Annotated in this window: 24 protein-coding genes; 13 read left to right on the forward strand and 11 right to left on the reverse strand. The window is 67.1% G+C overall.

The window, feature by feature from the left end; all coding sequences use genetic code 11:
• The first annotated feature begins 248 nt into the window (after positions 1-248).
• Both LBN7_RS05160 and LBN7_RS05165 read left to right on the forward strand, forming a co-directional pair.
• Positions 249-740 carry a GyrI-like domain-containing protein gene (locus LBN7_RS05160; protein ID WP_407361159.1) on the forward strand — a complete coding sequence of 164 codons (492 nt, stop codon included), beginning with the start codon at positions 249-251 and terminating at the stop codon, positions 738-740.
• 94 nt (positions 741-834) lie between these two features.
• The gene (locus LBN7_RS05165; protein WP_407361160.1) at positions 835-1,674 is read left to right on the forward strand and encodes a universal stress protein; all 840 of its coding nucleotides are present in this window, start codon (positions 835-837) and stop codon (positions 1,672-1,674) included.
• Positions 1,675-1,734: 60 nt separating this feature from the next.
• Here the strand turns inward: LBN7_RS05165 and LBN7_RS05170 are convergent, their stop codons facing one another.
• Both LBN7_RS05170 and LBN7_RS05175 read right to left on the reverse strand, forming a co-directional pair.
• Complete coding sequence (locus LBN7_RS05170) at positions 1,735-3,576, reverse strand: heavy metal translocating P-type ATPase (RefSeq protein ID WP_407361161.1); 1,842 nt, start codon at positions 3,574-3,576, stop codon at positions 1,735-1,737.
• Positions 3,573-4,034, reverse strand: coding sequence for a universal stress protein (locus LBN7_RS05175; RefSeq protein ID WP_407361162.1), 462 nt, complete (start codon positions 4,032-4,034; stop codon positions 3,573-3,575). Before LBN7_RS05175 ends, LBN7_RS05170 begins: the two co-directional genes overlap by 4 nt.
• Positions 4,035-4,190: 156 nt before the next feature.
• On the opposite strand from LBN7_RS05175, the gene LBN7_RS05180 reads away from it, so the two are divergent.
• Complete coding sequence (locus LBN7_RS05180; protein WP_407361163.1) at positions 4,191-4,856, forward strand: BON domain-containing protein; 666 nt, start codon at positions 4,191-4,193, stop codon at positions 4,854-4,856.
• Positions 4,857-4,935: 79 nt separating this feature from the next.
• On the opposite strand, the gene LBN7_RS05185 is transcribed toward LBN7_RS05180, so the two are convergent.
• Positions 4,936-5,358: a pyridoxamine 5'-phosphate oxidase family protein gene (locus tag LBN7_RS05185; protein WP_407361164.1), complete on the reverse strand. Its 423-nt coding sequence runs from the start codon at positions 5,356-5,358 to the stop codon at positions 4,936-4,938.
• Between the two features lie 151 nt (positions 5,359-5,509).
• Between LBN7_RS05185 and LBN7_RS05190 the strand changes: the two genes are divergently transcribed.
• Positions 5,510-7,993: a phosphoketolase gene (locus tag LBN7_RS05190; RefSeq protein ID WP_407361165.1), complete on the forward strand. Its 2,484-nt coding sequence runs from the start codon at positions 5,510-5,512 to the stop codon at positions 7,991-7,993.
• On the opposite strand, the gene LBN7_RS05195 is transcribed toward LBN7_RS05190, so the two are convergent.
• Positions 7,975-8,646 (reverse strand): response regulator, encoded by a 672-nt coding sequence (locus LBN7_RS05195; RefSeq protein ID WP_407361166.1) that lies wholly within the window; start codon positions 8,644-8,646, stop codon positions 7,975-7,977. The two genes, LBN7_RS05190 and LBN7_RS05195, sit on opposite strands and share 19 nt — an antisense overlap.
• Before the next feature lie 138 nt (positions 8,647-8,784).
• Here LBN7_RS05195 and LBN7_RS05200 point away from each other — a divergent pair, with 138 nt between their 5' ends.
• Entirely contained in the window at positions 8,785-9,393 is a 609-nt protein-coding gene (locus LBN7_RS05200) for a pyridoxamine 5'-phosphate oxidase family protein (RefSeq protein ID WP_407361167.1), read from the forward strand.
• A gap of 170 nt (positions 9,394-9,563) precedes the next feature.
• Here LBN7_RS05200 and LBN7_RS05205 read toward each other — a convergent pair whose 3' ends face one another.
• Both LBN7_RS05205 and LBN7_RS05210 read right to left on the reverse strand, forming a co-directional pair.
• On the reverse strand, positions 9,564-10,013 hold the full coding sequence (locus LBN7_RS05205) for a universal stress protein (RefSeq protein WP_407361168.1): 450 nt from the start codon (positions 10,011-10,013) through the stop codon (positions 9,564-9,566).
• Complete coding sequence (locus LBN7_RS05210; protein WP_407361169.1) at positions 10,010-10,798, reverse strand: universal stress protein; 789 nt, start codon at positions 10,796-10,798, stop codon at positions 10,010-10,012. The genes LBN7_RS05205 and LBN7_RS05210 overlap by 4 nt, the downstream gene beginning before the upstream one ends.
• Positions 10,799-10,934: 136 nt before the next feature.
• Here LBN7_RS05210 and LBN7_RS05215 point away from each other — a divergent pair, with 136 nt between their 5' ends.
• Entirely contained in the window at positions 10,935-12,632 is a 1,698-nt protein-coding gene (locus LBN7_RS05215) for a GAF domain-containing protein (RefSeq protein ID WP_407361170.1), read from the forward strand.
• On the forward strand, positions 12,629-13,276 hold the full coding sequence (locus LBN7_RS05220; protein ID WP_407361171.1) for a response regulator: 648 nt from the start codon (positions 12,629-12,631) through the stop codon (positions 13,274-13,276). The genes LBN7_RS05215 and LBN7_RS05220 overlap by 4 nt, the downstream gene beginning before the upstream one ends.
• Position 13,277: 1 nt before the next feature.
• On the opposite strand, the gene LBN7_RS05225 is transcribed toward LBN7_RS05220, so the two are convergent.
• Positions 13,278-13,769 (reverse strand): DUF1003 domain-containing protein, encoded by a 492-nt coding sequence (locus LBN7_RS05225; protein WP_407361172.1) that lies wholly within the window; start codon positions 13,767-13,769, stop codon positions 13,278-13,280.
• A gap of 333 nt (positions 13,770-14,102) precedes the next feature.
• Here LBN7_RS05225 and LBN7_RS05230 point away from each other — a divergent pair, with 333 nt between their 5' ends.
• From LBN7_RS05230 to hrpB, 6 genes are all read left to right on the forward strand, one after another.
• Positions 14,103-14,645, forward strand: coding sequence for a flavodoxin family protein (locus LBN7_RS05230; protein ID WP_407361173.1), 543 nt, complete (start codon positions 14,103-14,105; stop codon positions 14,643-14,645).
• Entirely contained in the window at positions 14,642-16,081 is a 1,440-nt protein-coding gene (locus LBN7_RS05235; RefSeq protein WP_407361174.1) for an MBL fold metallo-hydrolase RNA specificity domain-containing protein, read from the forward strand. Before LBN7_RS05230 ends, LBN7_RS05235 begins: the two co-directional genes overlap by 4 nt.
• 106 nt (positions 16,082-16,187) lie before the next feature.
• Positions 16,188-17,246 (forward strand): zinc-dependent alcohol dehydrogenase, encoded by a 1,059-nt coding sequence (locus LBN7_RS05240; protein WP_407361175.1) that lies wholly within the window; start codon positions 16,188-16,190, stop codon positions 17,244-17,246.
• A 217-nt stretch (positions 17,247-17,463) separates the two neighbouring features.
• Positions 17,464-17,892, forward strand: a complete 429-nt coding sequence (locus LBN7_RS05245; RefSeq protein ID WP_116634326.1) for a MarR family winged helix-turn-helix transcriptional regulator — start codon at positions 17,464-17,466, stop codon at positions 17,890-17,892.
• A gap of 95 nt (positions 17,893-17,987) precedes the next feature.
• On the forward strand, positions 17,988-19,583 hold the full coding sequence (locus LBN7_RS05250) for an SPFH domain-containing protein (protein ID WP_407361176.1): 1,596 nt from the start codon (positions 17,988-17,990) through the stop codon (positions 19,581-19,583).
• Between the two features lie 209 nt (positions 19,584-19,792).
• Entirely contained in the window at positions 19,793-22,345 is a 2,553-nt protein-coding gene (hrpB, locus tag LBN7_RS05255; protein WP_407361177.1) for an ATP-dependent helicase HrpB, read from the forward strand.
• A 112-nt stretch (positions 22,346-22,457) separates the two neighbouring features.
• On the opposite strand, the gene LBN7_RS05260 is transcribed toward hrpB, so the two are convergent.
• The 4 genes from LBN7_RS05260 to LBN7_RS05275 all read right to left on the reverse strand — a co-directional run bounded on the left by LBN7_RS05260 (position 22,458) and on the right by LBN7_RS05275 (position 25,556).
• Complete coding sequence (locus LBN7_RS05260) at positions 22,458-23,192, reverse strand: ABC transporter permease (protein ID WP_407361178.1); 735 nt, start codon at positions 23,190-23,192, stop codon at positions 22,458-22,460.
• Positions 23,189-23,968, reverse strand: coding sequence for an ABC transporter ATP-binding protein (locus LBN7_RS05265; protein ID WP_407361701.1), 780 nt, complete (start codon positions 23,966-23,968; stop codon positions 23,189-23,191). The genes LBN7_RS05260 and LBN7_RS05265 overlap by 4 nt, the downstream gene beginning before the upstream one ends.
• Positions 23,969-24,170: 202 nt before the next feature.
• Positions 24,171-24,767 carry a TetR family transcriptional regulator gene (locus LBN7_RS05270; RefSeq protein ID WP_407361179.1) on the reverse strand — a complete coding sequence of 199 codons (597 nt, stop codon included), beginning with the start codon at positions 24,765-24,767 and terminating at the stop codon, positions 24,171-24,173.
• A 30-nt stretch (positions 24,768-24,797) separates the two neighbouring features.
• On the reverse strand, positions 24,798-25,556 hold the full coding sequence (locus tag LBN7_RS05275) for an AAA family ATPase (protein ID WP_341946317.1): 759 nt from the start codon (positions 25,554-25,556) through the stop codon (positions 24,798-24,800).
• Positions 25,557-25,576 lie beyond the last annotated feature (20 nt).

Consider the following 25,576-nt stretch of genomic DNA (forward strand, 5'->3'; position numbering starts at 1 on the left):
AGCAGGAAGAAGAAGCCCCATTGGCCGGCCGTCTCCACCACTCTGATGGTGCTCCGTTCTTCACGCATACGACTTCCTCGTTTCGGTCTGTGCGCTAAGCATCTTGGGCGACTAGCGATGCGAGCGGGCCGAAAGTCCCCCGACCGATCGTCGTCGGTCCTCGCGCGCGGGCTGAGATCGTCTGGCTCCGGGTGTTCCGTGGGACGTTGGACTCTATGGCGCACCGTCGCGCCCATCAGTGTTGTGGAATGACGAATATCCGGATCACCGAGGAGCCTCAGCAATGGACCGCCGGCGTCAGGGAGCGGGTTCCCGCTACGGGCCTGACCGAGTTTTTCTCGCGAGCCTTCCGCGACACCATGAGTGTTCTTCAGTCCCAGAACATTCGACCTCTCGGTGCTCCGTTCGCAAAGTACTACGGCTCTCCGACTGACACCATCGATGTCGAAGCGGGGTTCCCAGTAGCGCTCCCCATCATCGCGACCGGCGACGTGAAGTCCGGCACGCTTCCCGCAGGAAAGGTCATCGAGGCATTCCACACTGGGCCCTACGACACGCTTGAAGAAACCTACGCAGAGATCGAGCGATACATGTCTTCGGCGAACCTCGCGCCTGCGGCGGTGATGTGGGAGCACTATCTGACCGATCCCGAAGCAGAGCCTGACCCTCGCAGATGGCTTACCCGCGTCTGTTGGCCCTTCGTACCCTCGGATGCGGCGACCGAAGCAGAGGACAAGTGATCAGCACTGTGTCGCACGTCGCCTCGCGAGATGCTCGGCGCCGTCTCCCCGCACAACCGGACCAGCGCACGCAGTGATCGGAAGGACGAAGATCGTGCAAGAGAGCATCCTCGTAGGAGTGACCGACACCCAAGCCTCCCGGCGAGCAACCGACTGGGCAGCAGAGCGCGCGCAGGAACGCAAGGGCAGGATCGAACTCATCTCGATCGTCGGTGGGGCGACAGGCGCCGTCGGCGAGGGAGCTGTCGTCGATCAAGCCATGACGCTCACTCAGACGAGGCTGGATCGAGAGGCTAAACGCATCGGCACCAGAGGTATCGCAGCCGACACGCGAGTCGGCCGCGGGAACCCTGTCGAAGAGCTCATCAATGCGTCGATGATCTTCGATCTGCTTGTGATCGGAAGCGACTACCGCGGACCGGACGCGGGGATCAGCCGCGGACCGCATGGGATCCGGATCGTCGCAGGCGCGCATTGTCCCGTCGCCGTGGTTCCCGACATCGATCTGGCGGGAAGAAGCGGAGTCATCGTCGGTATCGACGGATCCCCGACGTCGGAGCGAGCCCTCGCAGTCGCAGCTGCGGAGGCGGACCAAGCTGGCGACCGGCTGACCGCCGTCATGACCTGGTCGACTGTTCCGCTTCCCGTAGGTATGCACTCCTACCCAACGACTTACTTGTCCGGCATGCAGAAGATCGCAGAGGAGACTCTCGGCATCGCGCTAGCCGGAATCGGACAACGGTACCCGGACCTCGTCGTGCATCGTCTCGTCGAACGCGGATACCCGGAGAACACCATCAACCGCCTCGCGGCGACAGCCCGTCTGACTGTCATCGGATCTCATGGACGAGGAGCGATCGCGCGCTTTCTCCTTGGATCGACCAGCCGGGAAGTCCTCGCCCGAGTCGCCACCACCACCATCGTCGTCCGCTGAACCGCGGAGCGTGCTCCGATCGCACCCTCCGTGCGCGGCCGAGTCCTGGGCCCGATCACGTCACGCCACGCGCGGTCCCCGCAGCGCACGGAGCGCATAAAGGATCGTGGCCAGGTCGACGAACTCCTGAGTGACAGCACCGACGACGGCCGGGATGATTCCGCTCATGGCCACGACCATGAGCACGAGGCTCAGCCCGATGCCGATCCAGATCGCCGCAAGTGCGACCTGAAGTGTGTGGCGGCCGATCGCCACAGCATCGACAACACCTGCCAGAGAATCCACGAGGACCACGACATCGGCGGCATCGCCGGCGGCGGTCGCCCCCTTCGCTCCCATGGCGACACCGATGTCTGACGCGGCCAGGACGGGTGCATCGTTGACCCCGTCACCGATCATCATCATCGGTCGAGGTTCGAGCTCCCTCGCGAGGCCCACCTTCTCCGGAGGCAGCAGCTCAGCGCGAACCTCCGTGATCCCGACGCGCTGCCCGACGGCCTCGGCGGTCGACCGCACGTCGCCGGTAAGCATGATGATCTGATCGATACCGTGGGCGCGCAGCCACGAGACGACGTCCGCTGCTTCCGGACGTACGTCGTCGGCGAGTACGAGCACGCCGGCGAATCGTCCGTCCACTGCCATGTAGGCCGCGGCCTCGCCGGCATGAAGCAGGGCCCGAGTGGTACCGGGGGCGAGCTCGGCGACGAATGCGGGCTTGCCGACGACCACGGTACGCCCATCGATCGTTGCCACGACGCCGTTGGTGGCTTCCTCGCGAGCATCGGTGACAGCCCGCAGGAGGAGACCCCTGCTCTCTGCAGCACGCCGGATCCCGTCGGCGAGAACATGAGAGGAGTACTGCTCCGCTGAGGCCGCGAGCTGCAGGATCTCGTCGGCGCCGAACCCCTCTGACGGGCGGATATCGACAACCTCGGGGCGCCCCTGGGTGAGGGTTCCCGTCTTGTCGAACGCTGCAGAGCGCACCCGGGCGATCTGCTCGATCACCGCACCGCCCTTCATGATCACTCCCGCCTTCGCTGCCCGAGAGAGACCGCCGAGGAACGCGACCGGTGCTGCGATCAGGAGTGGGCAAGGCGTGGCCAGCACGAGGACCTCAGCGAACCGTGTGGAGTCTCCCGAGATCGCCCATGCCGTTCCCGCCAAGATCAGCGCTACGGCGGTGAACGGTATGGCGAAGCGGTCAGCCAATCGGACGACGGGAGAACGGGAGTCTTCCGCGGCCCGCACGAGTGCGACGATCTGTTGATACTGGCTGTCGGCGCTGGAGCGCTCCGCACGAATTCTTACCGCCCGGTTCCCATTGATCGATCCCGACAGTACTTCCCCGCCGGCTTCGCGAGTGACAGGCATGCTCTCGCCCGTCAGCGAGGACTGGTCGAAGGAGCCGGTGTCGGTGAGGAGGGAGCCATCGACGGGGACGATCTCGGATGGGCGGACGAGAAGCACGTCTCCGACGACGACGTCATCCACCGGGACGTCCTTGACCTCTGCGCCAGTCGGGTCATCAGCGTGCACGAGCACATGTGCGACACGGGGCGACCTGTCGAGCAGGGCGGACAGATCGCGCTTGGCGCGTCTGCTGGCGAAGTCCTCCAACGCCTCGCCGCCGGCGAGCATCAGCACGATGATGAGCGAGGCGATGTACTCGCCGACCGCGAGGGTGGCGATCATGGCCACAAGGGCCAGGATGTCGAGCCCGACGTGTCCGCGAATCACGTCGCGGATCATGACGTTCATCGTCCAAGCGATGAACCCTCCGACGTAGATCGTCGCTATCCACCGCCCCGCGTTCTGCGTGCCGATGGCATGCAGCGCCAGGACCCCGATGAAGACGATGATCGTGATCGCGATGACGGGGTACCTCCGGAGCAGAGAGATCAAGAAGTCGCTTCCTCGTCCGCGCCCTCATTGGTTTTCCGTGTGTGCACGATCAGCACCGGGCAATGCGCGTGCTCGGCGCAAGCCGCACTGACTGAGCCCAAGAGGAGTCCCACGAATCCACCATGGCCTCGACTGCCCAGCACGAGCATCGCGCACGTATCGCTCAGTCCGATGAGCGTGCGCGCTGCTGCCCCGGGGAGGACGGCACGGGTGAGTCCCTCAGGGGGCGTCTTGCCGAAAGCCTCCTCGATCGCGGCGTCCAGCGTCTCCCCGGCGTACTTCTCAGGCGTCCAGTCGATGGCCAGGTAGGGATCGATCGGGGGTGCTGTCCACGTCGTGACGACGTGCAGCGGCGCGTCAAGTGCGGCGGCCATTCGCGCGGCGTAGCGAAGGGCTGAGATAGAGGATTCAGATCCGTCCACGCCGACGACGATGCGATCTGCGGCTGCTTTTTCCATAAGTCCACGGTGTCTTGCCGAGCTCGCAGCGAACGGGACGAAGGTCATACGAGCATCGGTGCGGTCAGTCGTGGGACCTAGGACCCTGACGCCCCTGGGCAAACGCGACGACCGTGAATCGTGTGCAGGAGATGCACCTCAGCGAAAGGAAGAACCATGCCCATTGCCACAGACAGCGACCTCGACGTGCAGATTCTCGTCATCGATGAACTCGAATGGACCCCGGATGTCGACGCCGCGCGTATCGGCGTCGCCGTCGCGGACGGGACTGTCACGCTCTCCGGCGAGGTGGACACGTATGCGGAGCGCCTCGCCGCGAAGCGCGCGACTCGCCGTGTTCGGGGAGTGCGGACGATCGTCGACGACATCAGGGTGCACCCGAGGTCGGCGAACCCCGTCACCGAGACGGACATCGCGAAAGAGGTGAACCGTGCGCTCGCACGGACCGCCAATGTCCCTGACGCCGTTCAAGCGGAGATCGACGGCCACAACGTCACGCTCACGGGTGAGGTCGACTGGGACTACCAGCGGACAGCCGCGAAGCGGGCCGTCCAGTACCTGCGTGGCGTCTATACCGTCAACAGCATGATCACACTGAAGGCGCGTCCCTCCGCCGCTGATACGGAGGAGCGCATCCGCAAGGCGCTTGTCCGGAACGCCCAATTGGAGGGCCACGGCATCCATGTTCGTGCCGAGGGCGACAAGGTCGTCCTGACGGGAACCGTGAAGTCGTGGGCGGAACGTCGCCAAGCGGCGAACACCGCGTGGGCCTCTCCGCACGTCACCGACGTGGACAACAGGATCGAAGTTCGCGGCTTGTGAGGCGACGAACCAGAGGGGCGCCGCATCCATCGATGCGGCGCCCCTCTGGTCCGGATGCGACGTGCGAACCTCGAGGTTCTCAGGACGACGGTCCAGTCACGAGATCGAACGCTCGACCTTGGACGCTGGTGGGAGTGATCCGCACCCAACGGTCCTTCTCTTCCGGGGCCCAGGGACGCACCCCCAGGCGTTCCGCGTCTCGCACCTCAGCATCCCGGTCGAACTCCTCCGCGGTGCCCTTGACGACCACGCTGAAGGCCTCACGATCATCGTGCCCGTCGATCTCGAACGCGACCGAGCTGCGGATCGTCAACTCCACCAGCTTCGTGCCCGCCGACGTGCGGAAGACGAGGGAGTGCCCGTCCGTCCGGTGGTTGACCGGGAAAATATCGATCTCGCCGGCTGCGCTGGATGCGATCCGTCCATAGGGTGCCCGCGACAGATGCTCCCAGCACTCATCCTCGGTCAGCTGTCGAGAAGGCTGGCGTTCCGTCTCGGTCATGATGGCTCCCGTTCTTGAGACTTCGGTGTCGTGCAGACATCGTGGGCCCGCTTCGCTGGTGCAGCCAGGGTCGAAGGTCCCGCCACCGCGATCCCGACCGGCGGGACCTAGGGCACTGGCGCGGGTGTCGGCTCAGGGCAAGACTGCAGCAATGGACGAACTATCCGCTGGGATGCCCGATGACCGCTCCGTCGACTTCCTGGCCGCACATCCGTGGCCGCTACGTGGCGTGAGGCCCGTCGCAGAGCCGACACTCCATGCTGTGAACGCGTGGTGGCGGGCAGCGAACTATCTCTCCGTCGGGCAGATCTACTTGCTCGACAATCCACTGCTTCGAGAACCGCTTGACAGGGAGCACATCAAACCGCGACTACTCGGACACTGGGGAACCACCCCGGGCCTCAACTTCGTCTACGCGCACCTCAATCGCGTCATCCAAGAGCGATCTCTCCACGCGATCTACATCGCCGGCCCCGGGCACGGCGGTCCCGGCATGGTCGCGAACGCCTACCTGGATGGGACGTACAGCGAGATCTACAACTCCATCGATCGCTCGGAGGACGGCGTGCGGCGACTGTTCCGCCAGTTCTCCTTCCCTGGGGGCATACCGAGCCACGTCGCACCGGAGACCCCCGGGTCGATCCACGAGGGCGGTGAGCTCGGCTACTCCCTCTCTCATGCCTACGGCGCCGCGTTCGACAATCCCGACCTCCTCGTCGCCACGGTCGTCGGTGATGGCGAGGCAGAGACCGGCCCTCTGGCGACCGGGTGGCACGGGAACAAGTTTCTCGATCCGCAGCAGGACGGGGTGGTTCTGCCGATCCTGCATCTCAATGGATACAAGATCGCCAACCCCACGCTTCTCGCTCGGATACCCGAGACGGAACTGCTCGAGCTCATGCGTGGGTACGGCCACACCCCGTACCTTGTCTCCGGTGGGTTCGACGGCGAGGATCCGATGGACGTGCATCGACGCTTCGCCGTGGTCATCGACGAAGTACTGGATCACATCGCGCAGATCAAGGCCGATGCAGACTCCGGCGCTCTGCGCGGGCGACCGGCGTGGCCGATGATCATCCTGCGCACGCCGAAAGGGTGGACGTGCCCGAGAGAGATCGACGGCCACCCGGCGGAGGACAACTGGCGATCGCATCAGGTGCCGTTGCGCGATGCGCGCGACACCGAGGCGCACACAAGGCTGCTCGAATCGTGGATGCGGTCCTACGGTCCGGATGACCTCTTCGATGAGAACGGCGCCGTCGCCGAATCGGTCTCAGCACTGGCCCCCGACGGGGACCTGAGGATGAGTGCCAACCCGGTAGCGAACGGCGGGCTGCTGAGGAAGGATCTGCGACTCCCGGACTTCCGCGAATACGCGGTCGACGTCCCAGAGCCGGGCGCGACTGTGAGCGAGGCGACCCGTGTGCTCGGGGGCTGGCTTCGCGATGTGATCGAGGCCAACCCGCACGACTTCCGCATCTTCGGCCCCGACGAGACAGCATCCAACCGCCTCGATGCCGTCTTCGAAGTGACGGACAAGCAATGGAACGCCGAGTCGCTGCCGATGGACGACGACAACCATCTGGCGCGCACCGGCAGGGTCGTGGAGATGCTCAGCGAACATCAGTGCCAGGGCTGGCTGGAGGGATACCTGTTGACCGGCCGCCACGGCCTCCTCAACTCGTACGAGGCGTTCATCCACATCGTGGACTCGATGTTCAATCAGCATGCGAAGTGGCTGAAGACGAGCCGGGGCATACCGTGGCGGAGGCCGATCTCCTCGCTGAACTACCTGCTCAGCTCTCACGTCTGGCGGCAGGACCACAACGGGCTGTCCCACCAGGACCCCGGGTTCATCGACCACGTCGTGAATAAGAAGGCCGATGTCGTCCGGGTGTATCTGCCGTTCGATGCGAACACCCTCCTATCGACTTACGACCATTGTCTGCGTTCTCGCGACTACGTGAACGTCGTCGTCGCAGGGAAGCAGCCTGCGCCGAACTGGCTCGATATGGATGCCGCGATCGAGCACTGCACCCGCGGATTGGGCCTTCTCGACTGGGCAGGGACGGAACGGCCCGGGGAGGAACCCGATGTCGTCCTCGCGGCGGCGGGCGACGTCCCGACGCTGGAGGTGCTCGCCGCAGCATCCATCCTGCGGAGCCGGATACCGGGACTGAAGGTGCGCGTCGTCAACGTCGTCGACCTCATGCGGCTCCAAACGCAGGGCGAGCATCCGCACGGCCTGGACGATCAGGAATATGACGCGATCTTCACCGCCGACAAGCCTGTCGTCTTCGCCTACCACGGCTACCCGTGGCTCATTCATCGTCTGACCTATCGCCGGCACGGCCACGCCCATCTCCACGTGCGCGGATACATCGAGGAAGGCACCACGACCACACCATTCGACATGGTGATGATGAACGACATCGACCGGTTCCACCTGGTGATGGACGTGATCGACCGAGTTCCTGGTCTCGGAGCCAGGGAGGCGGGCTTGCGACAGGAAATGCAGGATTCACGGGTACGCGCACGGGCATATACGCGGCTCCATGGCGAGGACGCACCCGAGATCAAGAACTGGACCTGGACGGGGCCTGCTGGAGGGACCGTTCACCGACCGAGCGGGTGATCGGTCGAGCGATTTGCCCGCTCAGCCTGAAGGACTGCCGCCTGCGTGCGCCGCTCAAGCCCCAGCTTGTTCAACAGGGAAGAGACGTAATTCTTCACGGTCTTCTCGGCCAGGCCGAGCCGGTCGCCGATCTGCCGATTCGATAGTCCCTCGGCGATGAGGGCGAGGATCTGCTTCTCGCGCAGACTCAGCGCGCCGAAGCGAGGGTCCTCGTCGTCAGCCGCACTGACACTGCGCGTGACATGTCGCACCATCGATGGTTTCAGCAGTCTCTGGCCTCCCGCGACGGCGCGGACCGCCGCCACGAGTTCGCCGGTGCGTAGCGTCTTCACCAGGTAGCCTGCCGCGTCACCCATCACGGCCGCGAAGACCGCATCGTCATCGTCGAACGCGCTGAGTATCAGACACTGCACTCTTGGATGCGCCTGCCGAATCTGACGGCAGAGATCGATGCCGCTGCCGTCAGGGAGATGCACGTCCAGCACCACGACATCCGGCAGCGTTGCCGCTACGCGTGCGGCAGCCTCGCGAACGGTCGCCGCCTCGCCGATCACGGTGAGATCCGGCTGCGCGTCCAGGAGGTCGGCGACACCGCGCCGAACCACCTCGTGGTCGTCGACGAGAAAGATACGGAACATCTCGCCCCCGTTCATGTCGCTGTTCTCAGGTGCGCATCAGCGTACCGCTGGAATCGCAAGCATTCTCGGGACCTTCGACCCTGTCCGGTCGGGCTGCTCGACGGTTGACTGGACACCTTCTTGCACAGCAGCCGGCGACTCAGGAGACAGACGATGGCAAACGACGACCCGAACCCGTACTACCGCGATGCGCCGCTCGCATCCGTGCGGGCCGAGTTCGCCGGCGTCGAGAAGATCGGCACGGCCATGTGCTGGCGGCTGGTTGAGGCGAACTCTTTGGGCCGGCTCGCCATCCAGAACGTCGATGGCCACCCCGATGTGTTTCCTCTCGACTACCTCGTGCACGAGGGGAACCTGTTCATGAGGTCGGCGCCGGGCACCAAGCTGAGAAGCATCGTCGCCCATCCCGAGGTGGCTCTCGAGGTCGACGGCATGGAGGACGCGTTCCATTGGAGCGTCGTGATCAGGGGAACCGCGACGCGAATGAATACCGATGCGGCCATCGAAGCGTCCGGGATTCTCGGCCTTGTCTCGAGCACGCCCACCGCCAAGCACAACTACGTGCGACTCGTCCCAGAGACGGTCACAGGTCGCCGCTTCGCTGCACGCGGTCCCGTCTCGAACCGTGGAGGCGATCCATCCCCGACCCCCGGTCTCGAGATCACATCGGACGGACGCAGCTCGACGCGGGGCCGTACGCCGCCTCAGGCGGCAGACAAGCCGCATCCGATCCCGCATCTCAGACCGTGGGGCGGTGGGTGACGCTGCACAGTACGAGACCACGTCCGGAGGGATCGATGGTCAGCCGCCTGTACTGGGGATTCGGTCTTGTGCCAGGTGTGGGACCTGACACAAAGGCGAAGGGTGGCGCCGAGAGGGGAGATGGAAGGGGCGGTGCTTCGGGCGCACCGCCCCTTTCACGGGTGTGACGCTCAGATGTTCAGTGCGGCGGGAGCGTGGACGACGAGGACGGGACAGCGTGCATGGCTTGCGCAAGCGGTGCTGACTGAACCGAGCAGCAATCTGCTGAATCCGCCGCGGCCGCGGCTGCCGACGACGAGCATCGCCGCGCGGTTGCTCTGCTCGAGCAGCACCTCGGCGGCCGGACCAGGAAGAGTGGAGGCACGAAACCGGTCTGGAGGGGCTCCTTGAAATGCTTCTCGCACGGACTCGTCGAGAAGCCTTTGCGCCTCCTCCTTCGGCGACCAGTCAGTGCTTGGATCGAACGGATCCACCATAACCGGGTACGTCCAGGTCGTGATCGCCTCAAGCGGCGTATCGAAGGCGGCAGCAATTGTCGCCGCATGCACGAGCGCCTCCACCGAAGCGGCGGAGCCGTCGACACCCACGATGATCGGCACAGCAGCGGCGTTATCGATCATGATGTTCGCTGCCCTCCCAGCTCGGCGTGGTCCTCCGGTGACGGGCGTACGATCAGGACGGGCGCGTTGATGTTCACGAGCACGTCATGGGTCACGGATCCGAGAGCATGCCCGGCTCCCCGCGGGTGCCCCGCTCCGATGATGAGAAGTGACGCGTTCCGCGAGGCGTCGAGCAGTGCCTCCGCGGGCGCGCGCTCCGTCCCGTGGGTTCGAACCCTCAGGTCAGCACCGTTGATGATTGCCGCGGACGCAGCGCGATCGAGGATCGGCCCCCGCGTCTCGACGGGGGCAGGGACGAGACCGGCAAACGATGAGTGGATCAACTGAAGCGGCTCCTTCCGGGCACGCGCCTCCTCAGCGGAGGCCCGAATGATTGCCGGCAGCAGGTCGTCGTCTTTCACACCGGCGACGACCCCGGTACGGAACCGCAGGTCGACCTCAGGAATCACGGCGACGCTGCACGCGACCTCAGCGGCGATCTGCAAGCTCAACGTGCCGAAGACACGGCTGCGGATGAACCCGGTCTTACCCGTACCGATCACAAGGATGTCATCGGCATTTACGAAGCGCGCGAGTGCTTCCGGGACCGGACCGTCGAGATACACCAAATCGTGCGCCGGAGTGTAGTCGGCCGCGTGATGATGGTGTGCGGCAACGGCATCTGTCCTTCGGACGCGCACACGGACTAGAGGAACGTCCGCGACGGACGCGTGGGATCTCGCCCAGGCCTCGGCCCCATCCACCCCATCTGGATTGCCGACGCCGAGGACGTATCGTGCAGGCATTCGTCCACCGCCTCTTGGATCGGAACAGGTTCGAAACGATCGTCGGTCATCCGTCGCCCGGCGTGCAGAGTCGAAGGTCCCTCGGCGTCTGTTCGGGAGTAGTGTCGTCAGCATCGACAGCCCGGAAGGGAGTGCGATGGAGGAAGGTCACCTCAACTTCCCAGATGAGCGGCGCTCGGAGTTGGAGCGCACGATCGGGGAACTGGTCGAACGCGCTCACCGTGTTCTGGGGGCTCAAGGACGTCTTCGCAGTCTTCTTCGCGCGAACCAAGCCGTGGTCGAAGATCTTGAACTCGAGCAGGTCCTTCGCCACATCGCCGAGGCTGCCCTCACTCTGGTGGATGCACAATACGGTGCTCTCGGGGTCATCGATCGCGACGGACGTCTCGAGCAGTTCATCCACGTGGGGATGCCTGACGAGGTGGCCCTGGAGATCGGACACCTTCCCGAAGGTCACGGCATTCTCGGAGCGGTCATCGAGAGCGAGCATCCGATCCGGCTCGAAGATCTCGGAGACGATCCTCGGTCGGTAGGGTTCCCGGCCCACCATCCACCGATGCGCACCTTTCTCGGGGTGCCAATCCGAGTGCGCGGTGAGATCTACGGGAACCTGTACCTCACCAACCGCGCCGACGGCACTTTCTCCGATGAAGACGAGGAGCTCGTCCTCGCGCTCGCGTCGACCGCGGCGATCGCTATCGACAACGCCAGGCGCTTTGAGGAGTCCCGCCGACTGCAACGCCTGAGCACCGCACTCGCCGAGATCAACGCTGCTCTCCTGGCCCCGGACGCTGGCGACGTTTTCGGCGTGCTCGCCGAGCGGGTCGCCTCGCTCGTCGAAGCCGACCTCGTCTACATCGTCGTTCCGAACCTTCTCACCGGCCATTATCGTGTCGAGACGGCGCGCGGAGCCGGCGCTGAGTCCCTCGAGGGCGCAGAGATCTCGAGTCCCCGGTCGGCGGCGTCGCGAGCGATGGCCACTGGGGGCGCGGCGGTGTCCGAGGGGCCCCCGGATGCATTGTCGGACGACCCGCGCCTCGCCGGCGGCGCCACGGTCGCAGTTCCTCTGGTGGTCGGGGGTGAATCTGCTGGAGCTCTCTGCGTGACACGTGACGCGAAGGGTCGACGGTTCTCGCCCGAGGATCTGTCGACGCTTGCGGAGTTCGCCGCCCAGGCGGGTCTCGCACTCGCACTCGCTCAGGCGCGCGCCGATCGTCAGCGGCTGGACCTGATTGAGGACCGAGCCCGTATCGCCAGAGATCTTCACGACAACGTCATCCAGCGACTGTTCGGCACAGGACTCGGCCTGCAGGCGCTCGCGGCGAAGATTCCCGAGCACGCCACGAAGATCACCGCGCAGGTGGGAGAGATCGATGCCGCCATCGCCGATTTCCGCACGGCTATCTTCACGCTGCAGACCTCTGATCCCGGATCGCTCCGCCATCGCCTGCTCGATGTGGCGAACGAACTCACGCCGCTTCTCGACAGCTCGCCCCGTATTGCATTTGCCGGGCCGGTCGACCTCTTGGTGACGGGAATGCTCGCCGATGACGTGGTCGCCGTTGTGCGCGAATCGCTCACCAACGTCGCTCGTCATGCCCGTGCGACGACTACGGAGGTCAGCGTCTCGGCCACGGCTTCGCACGTCACGATCATCGTGGACGACGACGGGATCGGCATGCCCGCGCGGCCGGCGCGCGCGAGCGGCACGGCGAACCTCGCCACTCGCGCGCGCACACACGGCGGCGTCTGCAACATCGAGCCCCGAAGCACGGGCGGCACGCGGGTGCGATGGCACGTCCCGCTCGAATCGGCAGAGGAGATCTCTCCATGACCCGCGTGTTCCTCGTAGACGACCACGAGATCGTGCGCCGCGGCATCGCTCAGATGATCGATGCTGACCCAGGACTGGAGGTCATCGGGGAATCGGGGGCCGTCCACGGGACCCTCGGGCGAGTCGCCGCGACGTCGCCCGACGTGGTCGTCCTCGACGTGCATCTTCCAGACGGGAACGGGATCGACCTGTGTCGCAGCATCCGATCCGAGCATCCTGGCATCTTCTGCCTCATGCTCACCGCGTTCGATGACGATGCTGCGAGCGTCGCCGCGGTGATGGCGGGGGCGTCCGGGTACGTGCTCAAGACGATTCGGGGCACGCTGCTTATCGAGTCGATCCACCGTGCGGCGCGAGGCGACAACTTGATCCCTCAGGAGATAGCGGATCGCGTGCGCCGCAACATCGAGGCCCGAGCGGCAGAGACGCGCTCTCCGTCGGTGGATTTGACTCTTCGAGAGCGCCAGGCTCTGGGGCTGATCGCCGAAGGGCTCACGAACCGTCAGATCGGAGAACGCCTCGGTCTTGCTGAGAAGACGGTCAAGAACTATGTCTCCGGCCTCCTCGCCAAGCTCGGCATGGTGCGCCGCACCCAGGCCGCGGTCTATGCGGCGGCTGAGGGAGCGGGCCACACACCAGCTTGATTCACGCTTCGCTCGTGTGCGGCACGCGGTCGTGAACGTCAGAGGGATGCGAGTGGGGCGGGCCCTGCGCGTGCATTTCGCGGAGCAGATCCAGCTGAAGTCGGTTGATCTCCATCAACTCCTCGAGTTCCTGCTTGGCCGCGACGTTCGTCTCGTAGTCGTGTTGTGCGAGCACAGCGGCGATCGCGTCCTGACGCTTTGCGGCGATGAGAAGGATGGCTCCCTGCAGACCAGCCAGCATGCTGAGGAACAGGTTCAACAGGATGTACGGGTAAGGGTCCCAGGAGAAATCCATCGCATTCACGCCAGCCCAGGCGAGCATGAAGAGAAGGAAGCACGCGATGAAGAACCAGGACCCCATCCCGTTCCTCAACTTGTCAGCCGCCCGCTGCCCAGGGGTGAGGGCCTCGCTGTGCTGTGTGTGCCAGTTGGTCGTCGGGCGAGACACCCGCACGCGGCTTTGCTGCCCGTAACTCTCGGTCGTGGCGGTCATCGTCTCTCAGCCCTTCTCTCTTTGCATCGGTCGCCGAAAGCTATCTCGACCTACGTTGCGCAAGAGGGCAAAAGGTCCTCCGAACGTTGCTGAACGCCATGGGACGTTCGACCCTGCGTCCGAATCGGCGACGGGAAACGATGTGACATCGGGGGAACCAGATCGCCGCACAAGGAGCATCATGAACGACACCAGCTTCGTCATCCGTCCACCGCTTTCCGTCGGTCCGGCCGACTTGCAGCTTCCGCCCACGCAGCCGATCGACATCACCGATCTGATCCGAGTGGAGACGGGGCGGTGAACACGGATGCGCCTCAAGAATCGCTTCCGACGGTGACCCTCGTCTTCGAATCGCTGTTCGGCGGAACGCGGCGCGTGGCTGAGGCCATCGCTGACGGAATCCGGGAGACCACTCCCGTGTCTTTGATGTCCGTTGTCGACGCACCCGCCGTCACTGAATGCGACGTCCTGGTCCTCGGCGCGCCGACTCACGCACATTCGCTGAGCGGGCCTGCCTCCCGGGCGGAGGCCGAAAGCTGGGCACGCGACCCGGTCAAGCATCTGCGGTTCGAAGGCAACGCCGGCACCACCGGGGTGAGGGAGTGGATCGACCGCTGTCCCTCCGTCGGTATCGGCTACGTCGCGTTTGACACCCGCGTCGATATGCCGCGGATCTTCACCGGTTCCGCAGCTTCCGCGATCGCGAAGCGGCTGAGAAAGCAGGGCCTGCACGAGGTGCTCCCCTCGGAAAGCTTTCTCGTCGACAAGGACAGTCACCTGCTGCCGGCGGAACTGGACCGTGCACGACGGTGGGGCCGTGAGATCGCGAACACGGCAGCGGCAGCGGCACCTCCGGAGACTCGGGTGAAGCGATGACCGCGAGAGACCGGCGGCGTGTGCGGGACTCGGGCGGCGTCTCGCTGGCGTTTCTCGGCGCCGCGGACACCGTGACGGGCTCGCGCTACCTTGTCTCCGACTCATCCTCGCGGGTTCTTGTGGACTGTGGGCTCTTCCAGGGCTTCAAGGTGCTCCGCGAGCGAAACCGAGCCCCGTTCCCGGTCCCTCCGGAGTCCATCGACGCGGTAGTGCTCACGCATGCGCACCTGGATCATTCCGGCTACCTTCCGGCGCTCGTGCGCGACGGGTTCCGCGGTCGCATCTACGCGAGTGAGGGCACGGTCGCGCTCTGCCGCATCATGCTCCTGGACAGCGCGCATCTTCTCGAGGAGGAAGCGCGCCATGCGGCAAAGCACGGTTGGTCCCGGCATCCGGAACCCCACCCGCTCTATACGGTCGACGATGCCACCGCGGCCTTGGAGCGGTTTGTCGCCGTGCCTGAGGGCGACGACGTCGCGCTCACCCGGTCGGCGAGTGTCCGGCTCCTCAGGGCCGGCCACATTCTGGGGGCCATGAGCGCCTACCTTGATGTCAGCGGGGTCCGGCTGTGCTTCACAGGTGATCTTGGCCGTCCGGATGAACCGCTCATGCGCCCACCGCACCCATTCGATGGCGCCGACGTGCTCGTCACCGAATCCACTTACGGAAACCGCAGCCACAGCGACGCCGATCCGGAGGAGCAGCTCGGGGACATCGTTCGCCGCACTGTTCGCCGGGGTGGCGTCGTCCTGATCCCGGCTTTCGCGGTGGGCCGCACAGAGACGATCCTGCTCCATCTGTCCAGGCTCCTAAAACGCGGAGATATCCCCGACGTGCCGATCTATGTGAACAGCCCGATGGCTGTGAGCGTCGCGGATGTCTATCGCGGCCATCCCGAAGAACACCGCATGTCGTCCGAGGAGGTCGAGCGCCTCTACCAGGTTGCGACACCGGTCCGCAGCGTCGACGAATCGAAGCTCCTCAACCTCCGCGGCGGTCCGATGATCATCGTCTCGGCCAGCGGGATGCTCACAGGTGGTCGCGTCCTTCATCATCTCCGGGCATACGGTCCTGACCAGCGCAACACCATCGTCCTCACCGGCTTTCAGGCGGGTGGCACGCGGGGAGCACGCTTGGCCGCGGGCGAACGTTCTCTGCGCATCTTCGGCAAGGACGTGCCGATCAAAGCTGAAGTCGCGGCGATCGACTCGATGTCCGCGCACGCTGATGCCGACGACATCATCGACTGGATGCGGAAGGCTCCTCGGCCGCCGGCTGCCGTGTACGTCACCCACGGCGAGCCCGCAGCGGCCGACACGCTCCGCCTGCGGATCGAACGCGAGCTCGGCTGGCCTGCGCGGGTCCCCGAGCACGAGGAAGAGGTTCCGGTCGCGCCGAGCGCCGCCACTGCCCTCTCCGTGCCAGCAGCGCCATGATCGTCGGTCCGCACCACACGATCTCCACACGAAGGGACCTTGGACCCGTGGCCTCTCCATCACCCGCGAAAGACTTCCGTCGTACGAATCCCGTCAAGGAGGAATGATGCGAGCAGCAGTTGTCACAGAATTCGGTTCGCCGGCGCACGTCGAGGAGCGCCCGATCCCGCAGCCCGGTCCCGGACAAGTTCTGGTCCGCCTCGAGACGTGCGGGCTGTGCCACACCGATATCCATGCGATGCACGGAGACTGGCCGGTGAAGCCGAGTCTTCCTCTGGTTCCCGGGCATGAAGGCGTGGGGATCATCGAGCAGCTCGGAGACGGGGTGACGAACCGCACGATCGGGCAGCGGGTCGCGATGCCGTGGCTCGGACACGCGTGCGGCGAGTGTCGGTACTGCATCGACGGCCGCGAGAACCTCTGCGAGCAGCAGTACAACAACGGCTACGCCGTAGATGGCGGGTTCGGCGAGTACATGCTGGCTGACTCCCGTTTCGCCACCCCCGTGCCCGACGGCGTCACCGCGCTCGACGCCGCACCCCTCACCTGCGCGGGAGTCACGACGTACGCAGCGATCAAGAACGCGCGCGTCACTCCGGGAGAAACCGTCGTGATCTTCGGCATCGGCGGACTCGGACATCTCGCCGTTCAGTACGCCCGCCTCGTGGGCGCCAAAGTCATCGCAGTGGATGTCACGGACGACAAGCTGGAGCTGGCATCCGAGCTTGGCGCAGATCACGTCGTAGACGCGCGCAACTCGGATCCAGTGGAGCAGATCCGGAGTCTCGGAGGTGCCGACGTGGCCGTGGTTCTCGCCGTCGCGCCCACCGTCTTCGACCAGGCATTCACGTCTCTGAATCGCGGAGGCCGACTGGTTCTCGTCTCCCTGCCCGCAGGCGGCGAGTTGACGGTGCCGATCTTCGACACCGTGCTCAAGGGCATCAGCATCATCGGTTCCATCGTCGGTACCCGGCAGGACCTCACCGAAGTCTTCGCCCTGCACGCCGCCGGACGCACCAGGGTCGTCACGGAGCCGCGCGAACTGCAGCAGGTGAACTCGTCCGTCGACGAGGTACTGGCAGGCGCGGTGCCCGCTCGCCTCGTGTTCCAGTACCACACGGCTGACGTTGTCCCGTTCTCCGAGCCAGCAGTCGCCGCCCGGTGAGGCGTGAGGAGAGCGAGATAGGACGAAACGACGCCGTCACAAAGATTCCGTGACCAAACCGTTGCATTCGTTACCTCGCCGTTATACAGTGATCACACGGTGAATGTTTGCTGTGGCACTCACCGCATGTGATTGCAGGACACTCTTGGTGCAAGGGACAAGGGCCGGTCGGGAGCCTCTCCGACCGGCCCTTTACTGTTGCCAGTATTCTGTGACCATGACCGATCGCAAGCTCGCCCTGGAGGCCTGGGAGAGCCTGTTCCGCGCGCAGCACGAACTGTTCGACGAGATGGTCACCGACTTCGAGCACGGCGATCTCGCACAGGCCGAGTACGACGTGCTCCTCACGGTGACACGCTCCCCCGGCATGACCGCCCGCCTTCGCGACGTCACGAACAACATGCTGATCAGTCAGCCCAGCGTCTCGCGACTGGTCGACCGCATGGTCACGCGCGGCCTCGTGGCGAAATGCCCCGACCCCGACGACGGCCGTGGCGCGTTGATCCGAGCGACGGATGCCGGGGCCCGCACGTTCCGCGCTCTCGCGACGATCCACGGTCGTTCGATCGCCGAGCGCATGTCGCGCCTCGACGACGACGAGCTCCGCACCCTCCGCGACCTGGCCGAGAAGCTCCGCCGCGGTTGACCCTTCTCACCGCGCTCCGCCCGATCTGGCAGGGTGGAGCGTGAAGGCGCGCAGCATCGCGCGCCACCCCTTGGGGGGAAGAGGGAGGGTCATTCATGGAGATCGCCGGAATCATCGGCATCCTCGTCATCGTCGGCATCGCCGTCGTCGTCGTTGTCGTCGTCCTGCTCATCCTGCTGCTGTTCGCACGCAGCTGGATCAAGGTCGCCCGAGCCGACGAGGCTCTCGTCATCTCGGGACGCAAGCAGAAGGTGCAGCTCGCGGTTCTCGGTGCCGACGGATCGAGCCGCGACGAGATGTCGGAGTCGCCCGTCACGGTCATCGTGAACGGCAAGTCTCTGGTCAACCCGATCACCCAGCGCCACGAGATCATCTCGCTCCGCTCGCGCCAGGTCTCCCTCAACGCCGAGGCGCAGTCGCTCGACAGCGTCACCCTGAACGTCGACGGCGTCGCGATAGTGAAGATCGGCTCCGACCCGCTCCTCGTGCGCCGCGCCGCCGAGCGCTTCGCCTCACAGGACACGGCCATCGAGCAGTTCACCACCGAGCAGCTCGAGGGTGCCCTCCGCGGCATCGTCGCCACGCTGTCGGTCGTGGAGCTCATGCGAGAGCGCAAGAAGTTCTCCGATCAGATCGCCGCCGACGTCTCGCAGGAGCTCGCCGAGCAGGGCCTGATCCTCGACTCGTTCCAGATCAAGGGCATCACCGACAAGGTCGGCTACATCCAGTCGCTCGGTGCTCCCGAGATCCAGGCGAAGCGTCAGTCGGCGGAGATCTCGCAGACCAACGCCGACCGTGCGATCAACCAGAAGAACATCGCCAACCAGGAAGCCAACCTGGTCGAGCAGACCGCGCTCGACACCAACACCGCCAACGCGAACGCCGGCATCGGCCGGGCGCGCGCCGAGGCGGAGCAGGCCGAGAACCTCGCCCGCGAGCAGGCGCAGCAGGCCGTTCTGCAGCAGCAGGCCGAGAACCGGCAGGCTCAGCTCGACGCCGACGTCAAGCGCGTCGCCGACGCGCAGCGCTACGAGGCCGAGACCCGCGCGCAGGCCGAGCTCTACACCCGTGAGCGCGCCGCAGAGGCCGCCGCGATCGAGCAGGTCAAGCAGGCCGAGGCCCGCACCCGCATCGCCGAGCAGCAGGCTCAGGCCGACAAGGCCCGCGCCGACGGTGAGGCTGCCGCGGCCGTGGCGAGCGCCACGGGTGAGGCCGACGCGCTCCGCTCCAAGGCCGAGGCCGAGGCACACGCCCGTCGCCTGCAGGCCGCCGCCGAGGCCGAGGCGATCCGCGCCACCGGTGACGCCCGCGCCGCCGCACTCGAGGCAGAGGCCAAGGCCATCGCCTCCAACCAGGACGCCTTCCTCTCGCAGCGCGTGCTCGAGGTGCTGCCGTCGATCATGGCCGAGTTCGCCAAGGGATATGGGGCGATCGGCAACGTGTCGATCATCGGAAGCTCCGGCGAGGACGGCGCATCGAGCGTCGTCGGCGCCGACAGCGCGAAGGCCCTGCGCTCGGTGTTCGACAGCGTGCACTCGGCGACCGGACTCGACCTCGCCGGCATCATCCAGGGCCAGGCCGTCGGTCGCGGCATCGGCGAAGGCGTGGCTGCGGCTGCTCCTCCCGCCCCGCGCACCCCCGCGCCGACCAGCCCGCCGCCGCCCGCTCCCCCGGCGTCTGCCGCGGAGTAGAGCACAGGACACAGCGGACGCCGCGGCCGATTCGGTCGCGGCATCCGTCGTCTGCGGGCAGTCGCGCGTGCGCAATTCAGCAAGAACGGCGCGCAAGCGGTCGGATTCGGCCTGCGCGGCGCTGATCCGCTGCGTTCTGACTGAATTGTGAACGAGCCGCCGAGCTGCCCGACCCGCCAGTCCGCGCGCCGACCGGGCAGACTGGGACGATGACGTCCGCCGCCTTCGACCTCGCAACGATCGGCGCGGGTCTGTCGTTCGCGGCCGCCGTCGACGAGCTCTCGACGGCCCTCGACACGAGCACGTCCGTGGTCGTGAGCGCTCCTCCGGGCACCGGCAAGACCACGCTCGTGCCGCCGCTGCTCGCCTCGCGCCGCCCGGGCCGCGTGATCGTCACCCAGCCGCGTCGGGTCGCCGCCCGCGCCGCCGCGCGTCGACTGGCACAGCTCGACGGCTCGCCGCTCGGCACCCGCGTGGGGTTCACCGTCCGCGGCGAGCGCAAGGCCGGTGCGGACACCCGGGTCGAGTTCGTCACGGCGGGTGTGCTCCTGCGGCGTCTGTTGGATGACCCGGGACTCGCCGGGGTGGATGCCGTGATCATCGACGAGGTGCACGAGCGCGCCCTCGAGACCGACCTCCTGATCGGCTTGCTCTCGGAGGTGCGCGAACTGCGCGACGACCTCGTGCTCATCGCGATGTCGGCGACTCTCGATGCCACGCGGATCGCCGCTGTGCTCGGCACGGACGAACAGCGCGCTCCGATCGTCGACCACGTCGTGCCCGCCTTCCCGCTCACCGAGCGTTGGGCCCCGAGTCCCGCGCCGCGCCTCGACGAACGGGGTGTCACCTGGGCGTTCCTCGATCACGTCGCTCGAGTCACGGCATCCGCTGCCCGGGAGCTGCACGACGACGACCCCGCTGCCGACGTGCTGGTCTTCGCACCGGGCGCGCGCGAGGTGTCGGAGATCGCGCGCCGCATCCGCAGCGCGACCGAGGCGTTCGACGTGCGGGAGTTGCACGGACGGATGCCCGCCGCCGATCAGGACGCCGTGATCCGCGGACGCCGCCCCGGCGAGCTGGCCCGCATCATCGTCACCACCTCGCTCGCGGAGTCGTCGCTCACCGTGCCCGGCGTGCGGCTCGTGGTGGACACCTGCCTGGCCAGGAGCCCGCAACGCGATGCAGCCCGCGGGATGACGGGGCTCGTGACCACCGCCGCCTCCCGCGCCTCGTGCGTGCAGCGCGCCGGGCGCGCGACCCGTCAGGGGCCGGGGTCCGTGGTGCGCTGCGTCGACGAGCGCACGTATGCCGCTGCTCCCGCACGGCCGACGCCCGAGATCGCCTCGAGCGATCTCGCGGATGCCGCCCTGCTGCTCGCCTGCTGGGGTGCGCCCGGCGGAACGGGTCTGCGCCTGATCGACCCGCTGCCTGCCGAGAGCCTGGCAGACGCAGTCACGGTGCTGCGCGATCTCGGCGCGATCGACGACGACGGCCGCGCGACCGCCGCGGGCCGCGCCCTCGCACGCATCCCGACCGATCCCCGGCTCGCCCGCGCCTTGCGCGACGGCAGTCCGGTCGTCGGCACTCGACTCGCCGCCGAGGTCGTCGCGCTGCTGGGTGGCGACGTGCGCACCGCCGACGCCGATGTCGCACAGGCGCTCATCGCGCTCCGTGGCGGCCGGACGCCCGATGCGCGTCGGTGGCGCAGTGATGCCGATCGCCTCGAAAGGCTGACGCCGTCAGCGCCCGGCGCGCGCTCCGATCTCGATGGCACAGGTCTCGTGATCGCGCTGGCGTTCCCCGAGCGCGTCGCCCGACGCGTGGACCACACGGCCGGCGGAGCGACGTTCCTGCTGGCGTCCGGCACGCGCGCCGGAGTGAGCGGTCCGCTCGCCGCGCTGGAATGGCTGGCCATCGCCGATGTCGCGCGGGCGTCCGGCCGTGCGGCCGCCGGCTCCGGGGCGATCGTCCGGTCCGCTGCGGCGCTCACCGAGGAGCAGATGGAGAAGGCGGCCAGCCACCTGCTCTCGGACCGCGTCGAGGCGGAGTTCGTCGGAGGTCGCATCCAGGCGCGCCGCGAGCGTCGGGTGGGCGCGGTCCTGCGGTCCTCGGCGCCGGTGCGGGCGTCGGCCGACGAGGGGAGGGACGCCGTTCGCCGAGCACTTCGGCGCGAGGGGCTGAGCCTGTTCGTCTGGTCCGAGACCGCGGTCGCGCTGCGACGCCGCCTGGCGCTGCTGCACCGAGAGCTGGGATCGCCCTGGCCGGATGTGTCGGATGCCGGACTCCTCAAGGCCCTCGACTCCTGGCTCGCGCCCGAGCTCGACGCGCTGGCCGGCGGCACCCCTGCGGCCCGGCTGGACCTGACCACCGCGCTGCGCCGCCTGCTCCCCTGGCCCGAGGCCGGGCGCATCGACGAGCTCGCGCCCGAGCGTCTCGAGGTCCCCAGCGGATCCCGCATCCGCATCTCGTACCCGGACCCCGACGACACCGACACCCGCCCCGTCATGGCCGTCAAGCTGCAGGAGTGCTTCGGATGGGCGGAGACTCCCCGGCTGGTCGATGGGCGCGTGCCGGTGCTCTTCCACCTGCTCTCCCCTGCCGGGCGCCCGCTCGCCGTCACCGACGACCTCACCTCGTTCTGGTCGGGTCCGTACGCCCAGGTGCGCGCCGAGATGCGCGGCCGCTATCCGAAGCATCCGTGGCCCGAGGATCCCTGGTCCACTGCACCGACCAGGCACACCAAGGGCCGCGCCGCGCGCTGAGGCCGGCCGCTGGCGTCCACAACTCAGCCAGTTCTGCGCGCGCGCCCTGGAAACCGGTCCGTCTGTCCGCGTTGTGCGGCGTTCTTGCTGAATTGTGAACGGGCAGGGTCGATCAGCGCGTGCGCCGCCGCAGAGTCAGAGACGCGAGCACCAGCGCACCGACAGCGAAGGCGACCACGATCAGCAGCGGCCCGAACACGTCCCACCCGTCGTCACCCGCCGCGACCGCGTTGATCGTGTCGATAGCGTGGCTCAACGGCAGCCAGTCGGAGATCGCGTGCAGCACATCGGGCATCCGGTCGCGCGGCATGAACAGTCCGCCGAGGATGATCTGCGGGAACACCAGCAGGGGCATGAACTGCACGGCCTGGAACTCGGTCTGGGCGAAGGCGCTCGCGAGCAGCCCCAGGGCCGTGCCGAGCAGCGCGTCGACGACCGCCACCAGGCCCAGCTGCCAGAGCGGGCCGTCGACGTCGAGCCCGCACACGCCCACCGCGAACGACACCGTGATGACGGCCTGCAGCAGCGCCATCAGCCCGAAGGCGAGTGCGTAGCCGAGGATGAAGTCGGCTTTGCCGAGCGGCGTCGTCATCAATCGCTCCAGCGTGCCGGACCTGCGCTCGCGCAGCGTCGTGATCGACGTGACGAGGAACATCACGACGAACGGGAAGAGCGCCAGGATCGCGCCGCCGAACTGGTCGAACACCCCGTCCTGATCGCTGAACAGCCAGGCGAACAGGCCGACGAGAAGGCTCGGTGCGATGAGCATCAGGGCGATCGATCGGGGGTCGTGCCGCAGCTGTGCGAGCACGCGCCCTGCGGTCGCCAGCATCCGCCGGCCGTTCACCGCCCCGCCTCCTCGTGGTGATCGCGTGCATCCCTGCGGGATCGACGCGTGTCGCCGTACACCTCGCGGTCACGTTCGATGAGCGCCAGGAACGCGGCCTCCGGGTCGGCGGTGCCGGTGTCCTGCAGGAGGGCCGCGGGAGTCGTGTCGGCGATGATCCGGCCCTCGCGCATCAGCAGCAGTCGGTCACAGCGGAGCGCCTCGTCCATGACGTGACTCGACACGATCAGGGTCACCCCCCGATCGGCGAGCTCGCGGAACAGCCCCCAGAGCTCGGCGCGCAGCACGGGATCGAGACCGACGGTCGGCTCATCGAGCACGACCACCTCCGGCGAGCCGATGAGCGCCATCGCGAGCGACACTCGAGTGGCCTGCCCGCCGCTGAGCGAATCGACCAGCTGACCGCTCTGCGGCCCCAACCCGACCTCGTCGATCACGCGGTCGACGTCGGATCTCGGCGCCTTCAGCAGGGCAGCGAAGTAGACGAGGTTCTGTCGCACGCTGAGGTCGCCGTAGACCGCGGCACCCTGGGTCCCGTATGCGACGCGACGGCGCAGCTGGCGGGATCCACCGGGCTCACCGAGAACCACCACCTCACCGGACGCGATCTTCTGCACGCCGACGATCGTGCGCATGAGCGTGGTCTTGCCGCACCCCGACGGCCCGAGCAGTCCGGTGATCTGCCCCCGCGGAATCGCGAGGTCGATGCCGTCGAACACGTGCGTGCTTCCCCGCCGCACACGCAGCTGTGAGATCTCGACAGCCGAGTTATTCATCATGTGATGAATTATGCGCCTCGGACCCGAGCACGTCAACGATGCCGACACCCACCGCACAGCTTCGGAGAACCGGGGCGACACACGCGCAGTCCTCCGCCGACACCGGCGCGGCGGATGCTGTCTCCGAAGCTGTGCGCGGGCGCGGGGGCGGGGGTGCGGCAGCGGCGGGGTGGGTGGGACCGCGGCGGGGTGGGGCGGGTCAGGCGAAGAGGTAGCGCTGCACCGTGGGGCCGATGCGGGCGACGAGCTCATCGATGGATGCCGCGGCGATGGGCGCGATCTTGAGCACGTAGCGCGTGAGGAGGAGCCCGGCGATCTGCGAGGCGACGAGTGTCGCGCGCAGCTCGGCATCGTCCACTCCCAGCTGCTTCGCGATCCGACCGATCAACTCGCGCGAGAGGAAGCCCGCGAGGAGCGGCGTCGTGAGCCGACTGCCGATCGCCGTGCGCATCAGCATGACGCCGCGACGGCGGATGTCGGGCTGCTCGAACGCCTCGAGAACGTAGCGGACGAGGCGCTCGCCGACCTCGTCTCGGGGCCCGCTCACGATGCCGGGGACGTCGATGTCCGGACGGAGCGGGATGCCGACGGCCTCCGCGAACAGGTCGGCCTTGGTGCCGAAGTAGTGGTGCACGAGCGCCGAATCCACGCCGGCGCGCGCGGCGATCGAGCGCACGGTCGCGCCGTCGTACCCCTGCTCGCCGAACTCGTCGACGGCCGCCCCGATGATCCGCTCTCGCGAATCGGAACCACCCCGCGGGCGCCCGCGACGACGCAGCGGCTTCTGCTCGGTCATGCCCGCCAGCCTACGACGCCGCCACCACCGCTAGTCGAGCAGGTGCCGAAGGTAGCGATCGGGACTGTCGAGGAACGAGCGCCAGTGGTTCACGATCTCGAGATCGTCCCACTCGGTCGGCCGGATCCCCCAGTCTCCGACCTCGAGGATGCGGGCCCCGGGAAGCGCGGCGAGCACCGGTGAGTGCGTCGCGCAGAGCACCTGCCCGCCCTCGTCGGCGATCCGCCGGAGCACCGCGATCAACGCGAGCGTCGAGTTGAACGACAGCGCCGCCTCCGGCTCGTCGAGGCAGTAGAAGCCGGGATCGTCGAAGCGGCTGTCGAGCAGCGCGAGGAAGGACTCTCCGTGGCTCATCTCGTGAAACGGGACGTCGGGCCCGCGGGTCGACGGGTTCTCCTCGAGATATGTGTAGAACGAGTGCATCGTCTCGGCTCGCAGGAAGAAGCCCCAGCGATTCGCGCCGACGCCGCGCTGCAGACGCAGCCAGTCCGACAGGGGCGACTCCGTCGGGCGGGTGCGATGCCGAGCCTGCCGCGAACCGCCCTCCGGCGACAGGCCGTAGGCGATCGCGATGCCCTCGACGATGGTCGACTTGCCGCTGCCGTTCTCTCCCACGAGGAAGGTCACCCCCGGGTCGAGCTCGAGTCCCTCTCGGAGCACCTGCGCCACCGCGGGGATGTTCGTCGGCCAGTCGGCGCCCGCCTCGGGAGCGTCATCGGCAGGCTGCACCGAGACCACGGGCTGCTGCTTTCGTCGACGCGAGGTCGGCAGCCAGAAGTCACCCGTCATGCTCACTCCCCCGGCATCCG

The sequence above is a fragment of the Microbacterium sp. LBN7 genome, assembly GCF_045690345.1.
Classification (GTDB): Bacteria; Actinomycetota; Actinomycetes; order Actinomycetales; family Microbacteriaceae; genus Microbacterium.

Coding starts and splice junctions, on each gene's coding strand:
- LBN7_RS05220 (WP_407361171.1), top strand. CDS start 12,629: ATGACCCGCGTGTTCCTCGTAGACGACCACGAGATCGTGCGCCGCGGC.
- LBN7_RS05190 (WP_407361165.1), top strand. CDS start 5,510: ATGGACGAACTATCCGCTGGGATGCCCGATGACCGCTCCGTCGACTTC.
- hrpB (WP_407361177.1), top strand. CDS start 19,793: ATGACGTCCGCCGCCTTCGACCTCGCAACGATCGGCGCGGGTCTGTCG.
- LBN7_RS05215 (WP_407361170.1), top strand. CDS start 10,935: ATGGAGGAAGGTCACCTCAACTTCCCAGATGAGCGGCGCTCGGAGTTG.
- LBN7_RS05185 (WP_407361164.1), bottom strand. CDS start 5,358: ATGACCGAGACGGAACGCCAGCCTTCTCGACAGCTGACCGAGGATGAG.
- LBN7_RS05245 (WP_116634326.1), top strand. CDS start 17,464: ATGACCGATCGCAAGCTCGCCCTGGAGGCCTGGGAGAGCCTGTTCCGC.
- LBN7_RS05270 (WP_407361179.1), bottom strand. CDS start 24,767: ATGACCGAGCAGAAGCCGCTGCGTCGTCGCGGGCGCCCGCGGGGTGGT.
- LBN7_RS05225 (WP_407361172.1), bottom strand. CDS start 13,769: ATGACCGCCACGACCGAGAGTTACGGGCAGCAAAGCCGCGTGCGGGTG.
- LBN7_RS05235 (WP_407361174.1), top strand. CDS start 14,642: ATGACCGCGAGAGACCGGCGGCGTGTGCGGGACTCGGGCGGCGTCTCG.
- LBN7_RS05265 (WP_407361701.1), bottom strand. CDS start 23,968: ATGAATAACTCGGCTGTCGAGATCTCACAGCTGCGTGTGCGGCGGGGA.
- LBN7_RS05275 (WP_341946317.1), bottom strand. CDS start 25,556: ATGACGGGTGACTTCTGGCTGCCGACCTCGCGTCGACGAAAGCAGCAG.
- LBN7_RS05175 (WP_407361162.1), bottom strand. CDS start 4,034: ATGGAAAAAGCAGCCGCAGATCGCATCGTCGTCGGCGTGGACGGATCT.
- LBN7_RS05250 (WP_407361176.1), top strand. CDS start 17,988: ATGGAGATCGCCGGAATCATCGGCATCCTCGTCATCGTCGGCATCGCC.
- LBN7_RS05180 (WP_407361163.1), top strand. CDS start 4,191: ATGCCCATTGCCACAGACAGCGACCTCGACGTGCAGATTCTCGTCATC.
- LBN7_RS05210 (WP_407361169.1), bottom strand. CDS start 10,798: ATGCCTGCACGATACGTCCTCGGCGTCGGCAATCCAGATGGGGTGGAT.
- LBN7_RS05205 (WP_407361168.1), bottom strand. CDS start 10,013: ATGATCGATAACGCCGCTGCTGTGCCGATCATCGTGGGTGTCGACGGC.
- LBN7_RS05160 (WP_407361159.1), top strand. CDS start 249: ATGACGAATATCCGGATCACCGAGGAGCCTCAGCAATGGACCGCCGGC.
- LBN7_RS05200 (WP_407361167.1), top strand. CDS start 8,785: ATGGCAAACGACGACCCGAACCCGTACTACCGCGATGCGCCGCTCGCA.
- LBN7_RS05240 (WP_407361175.1), top strand. CDS start 16,188: ATGCGAGCAGCAGTTGTCACAGAATTCGGTTCGCCGGCGCACGTCGAG.
- LBN7_RS05195 (WP_407361166.1), bottom strand. CDS start 8,646: ATGAACGGGGGCGAGATGTTCCGTATCTTTCTCGTCGACGACCACGAG.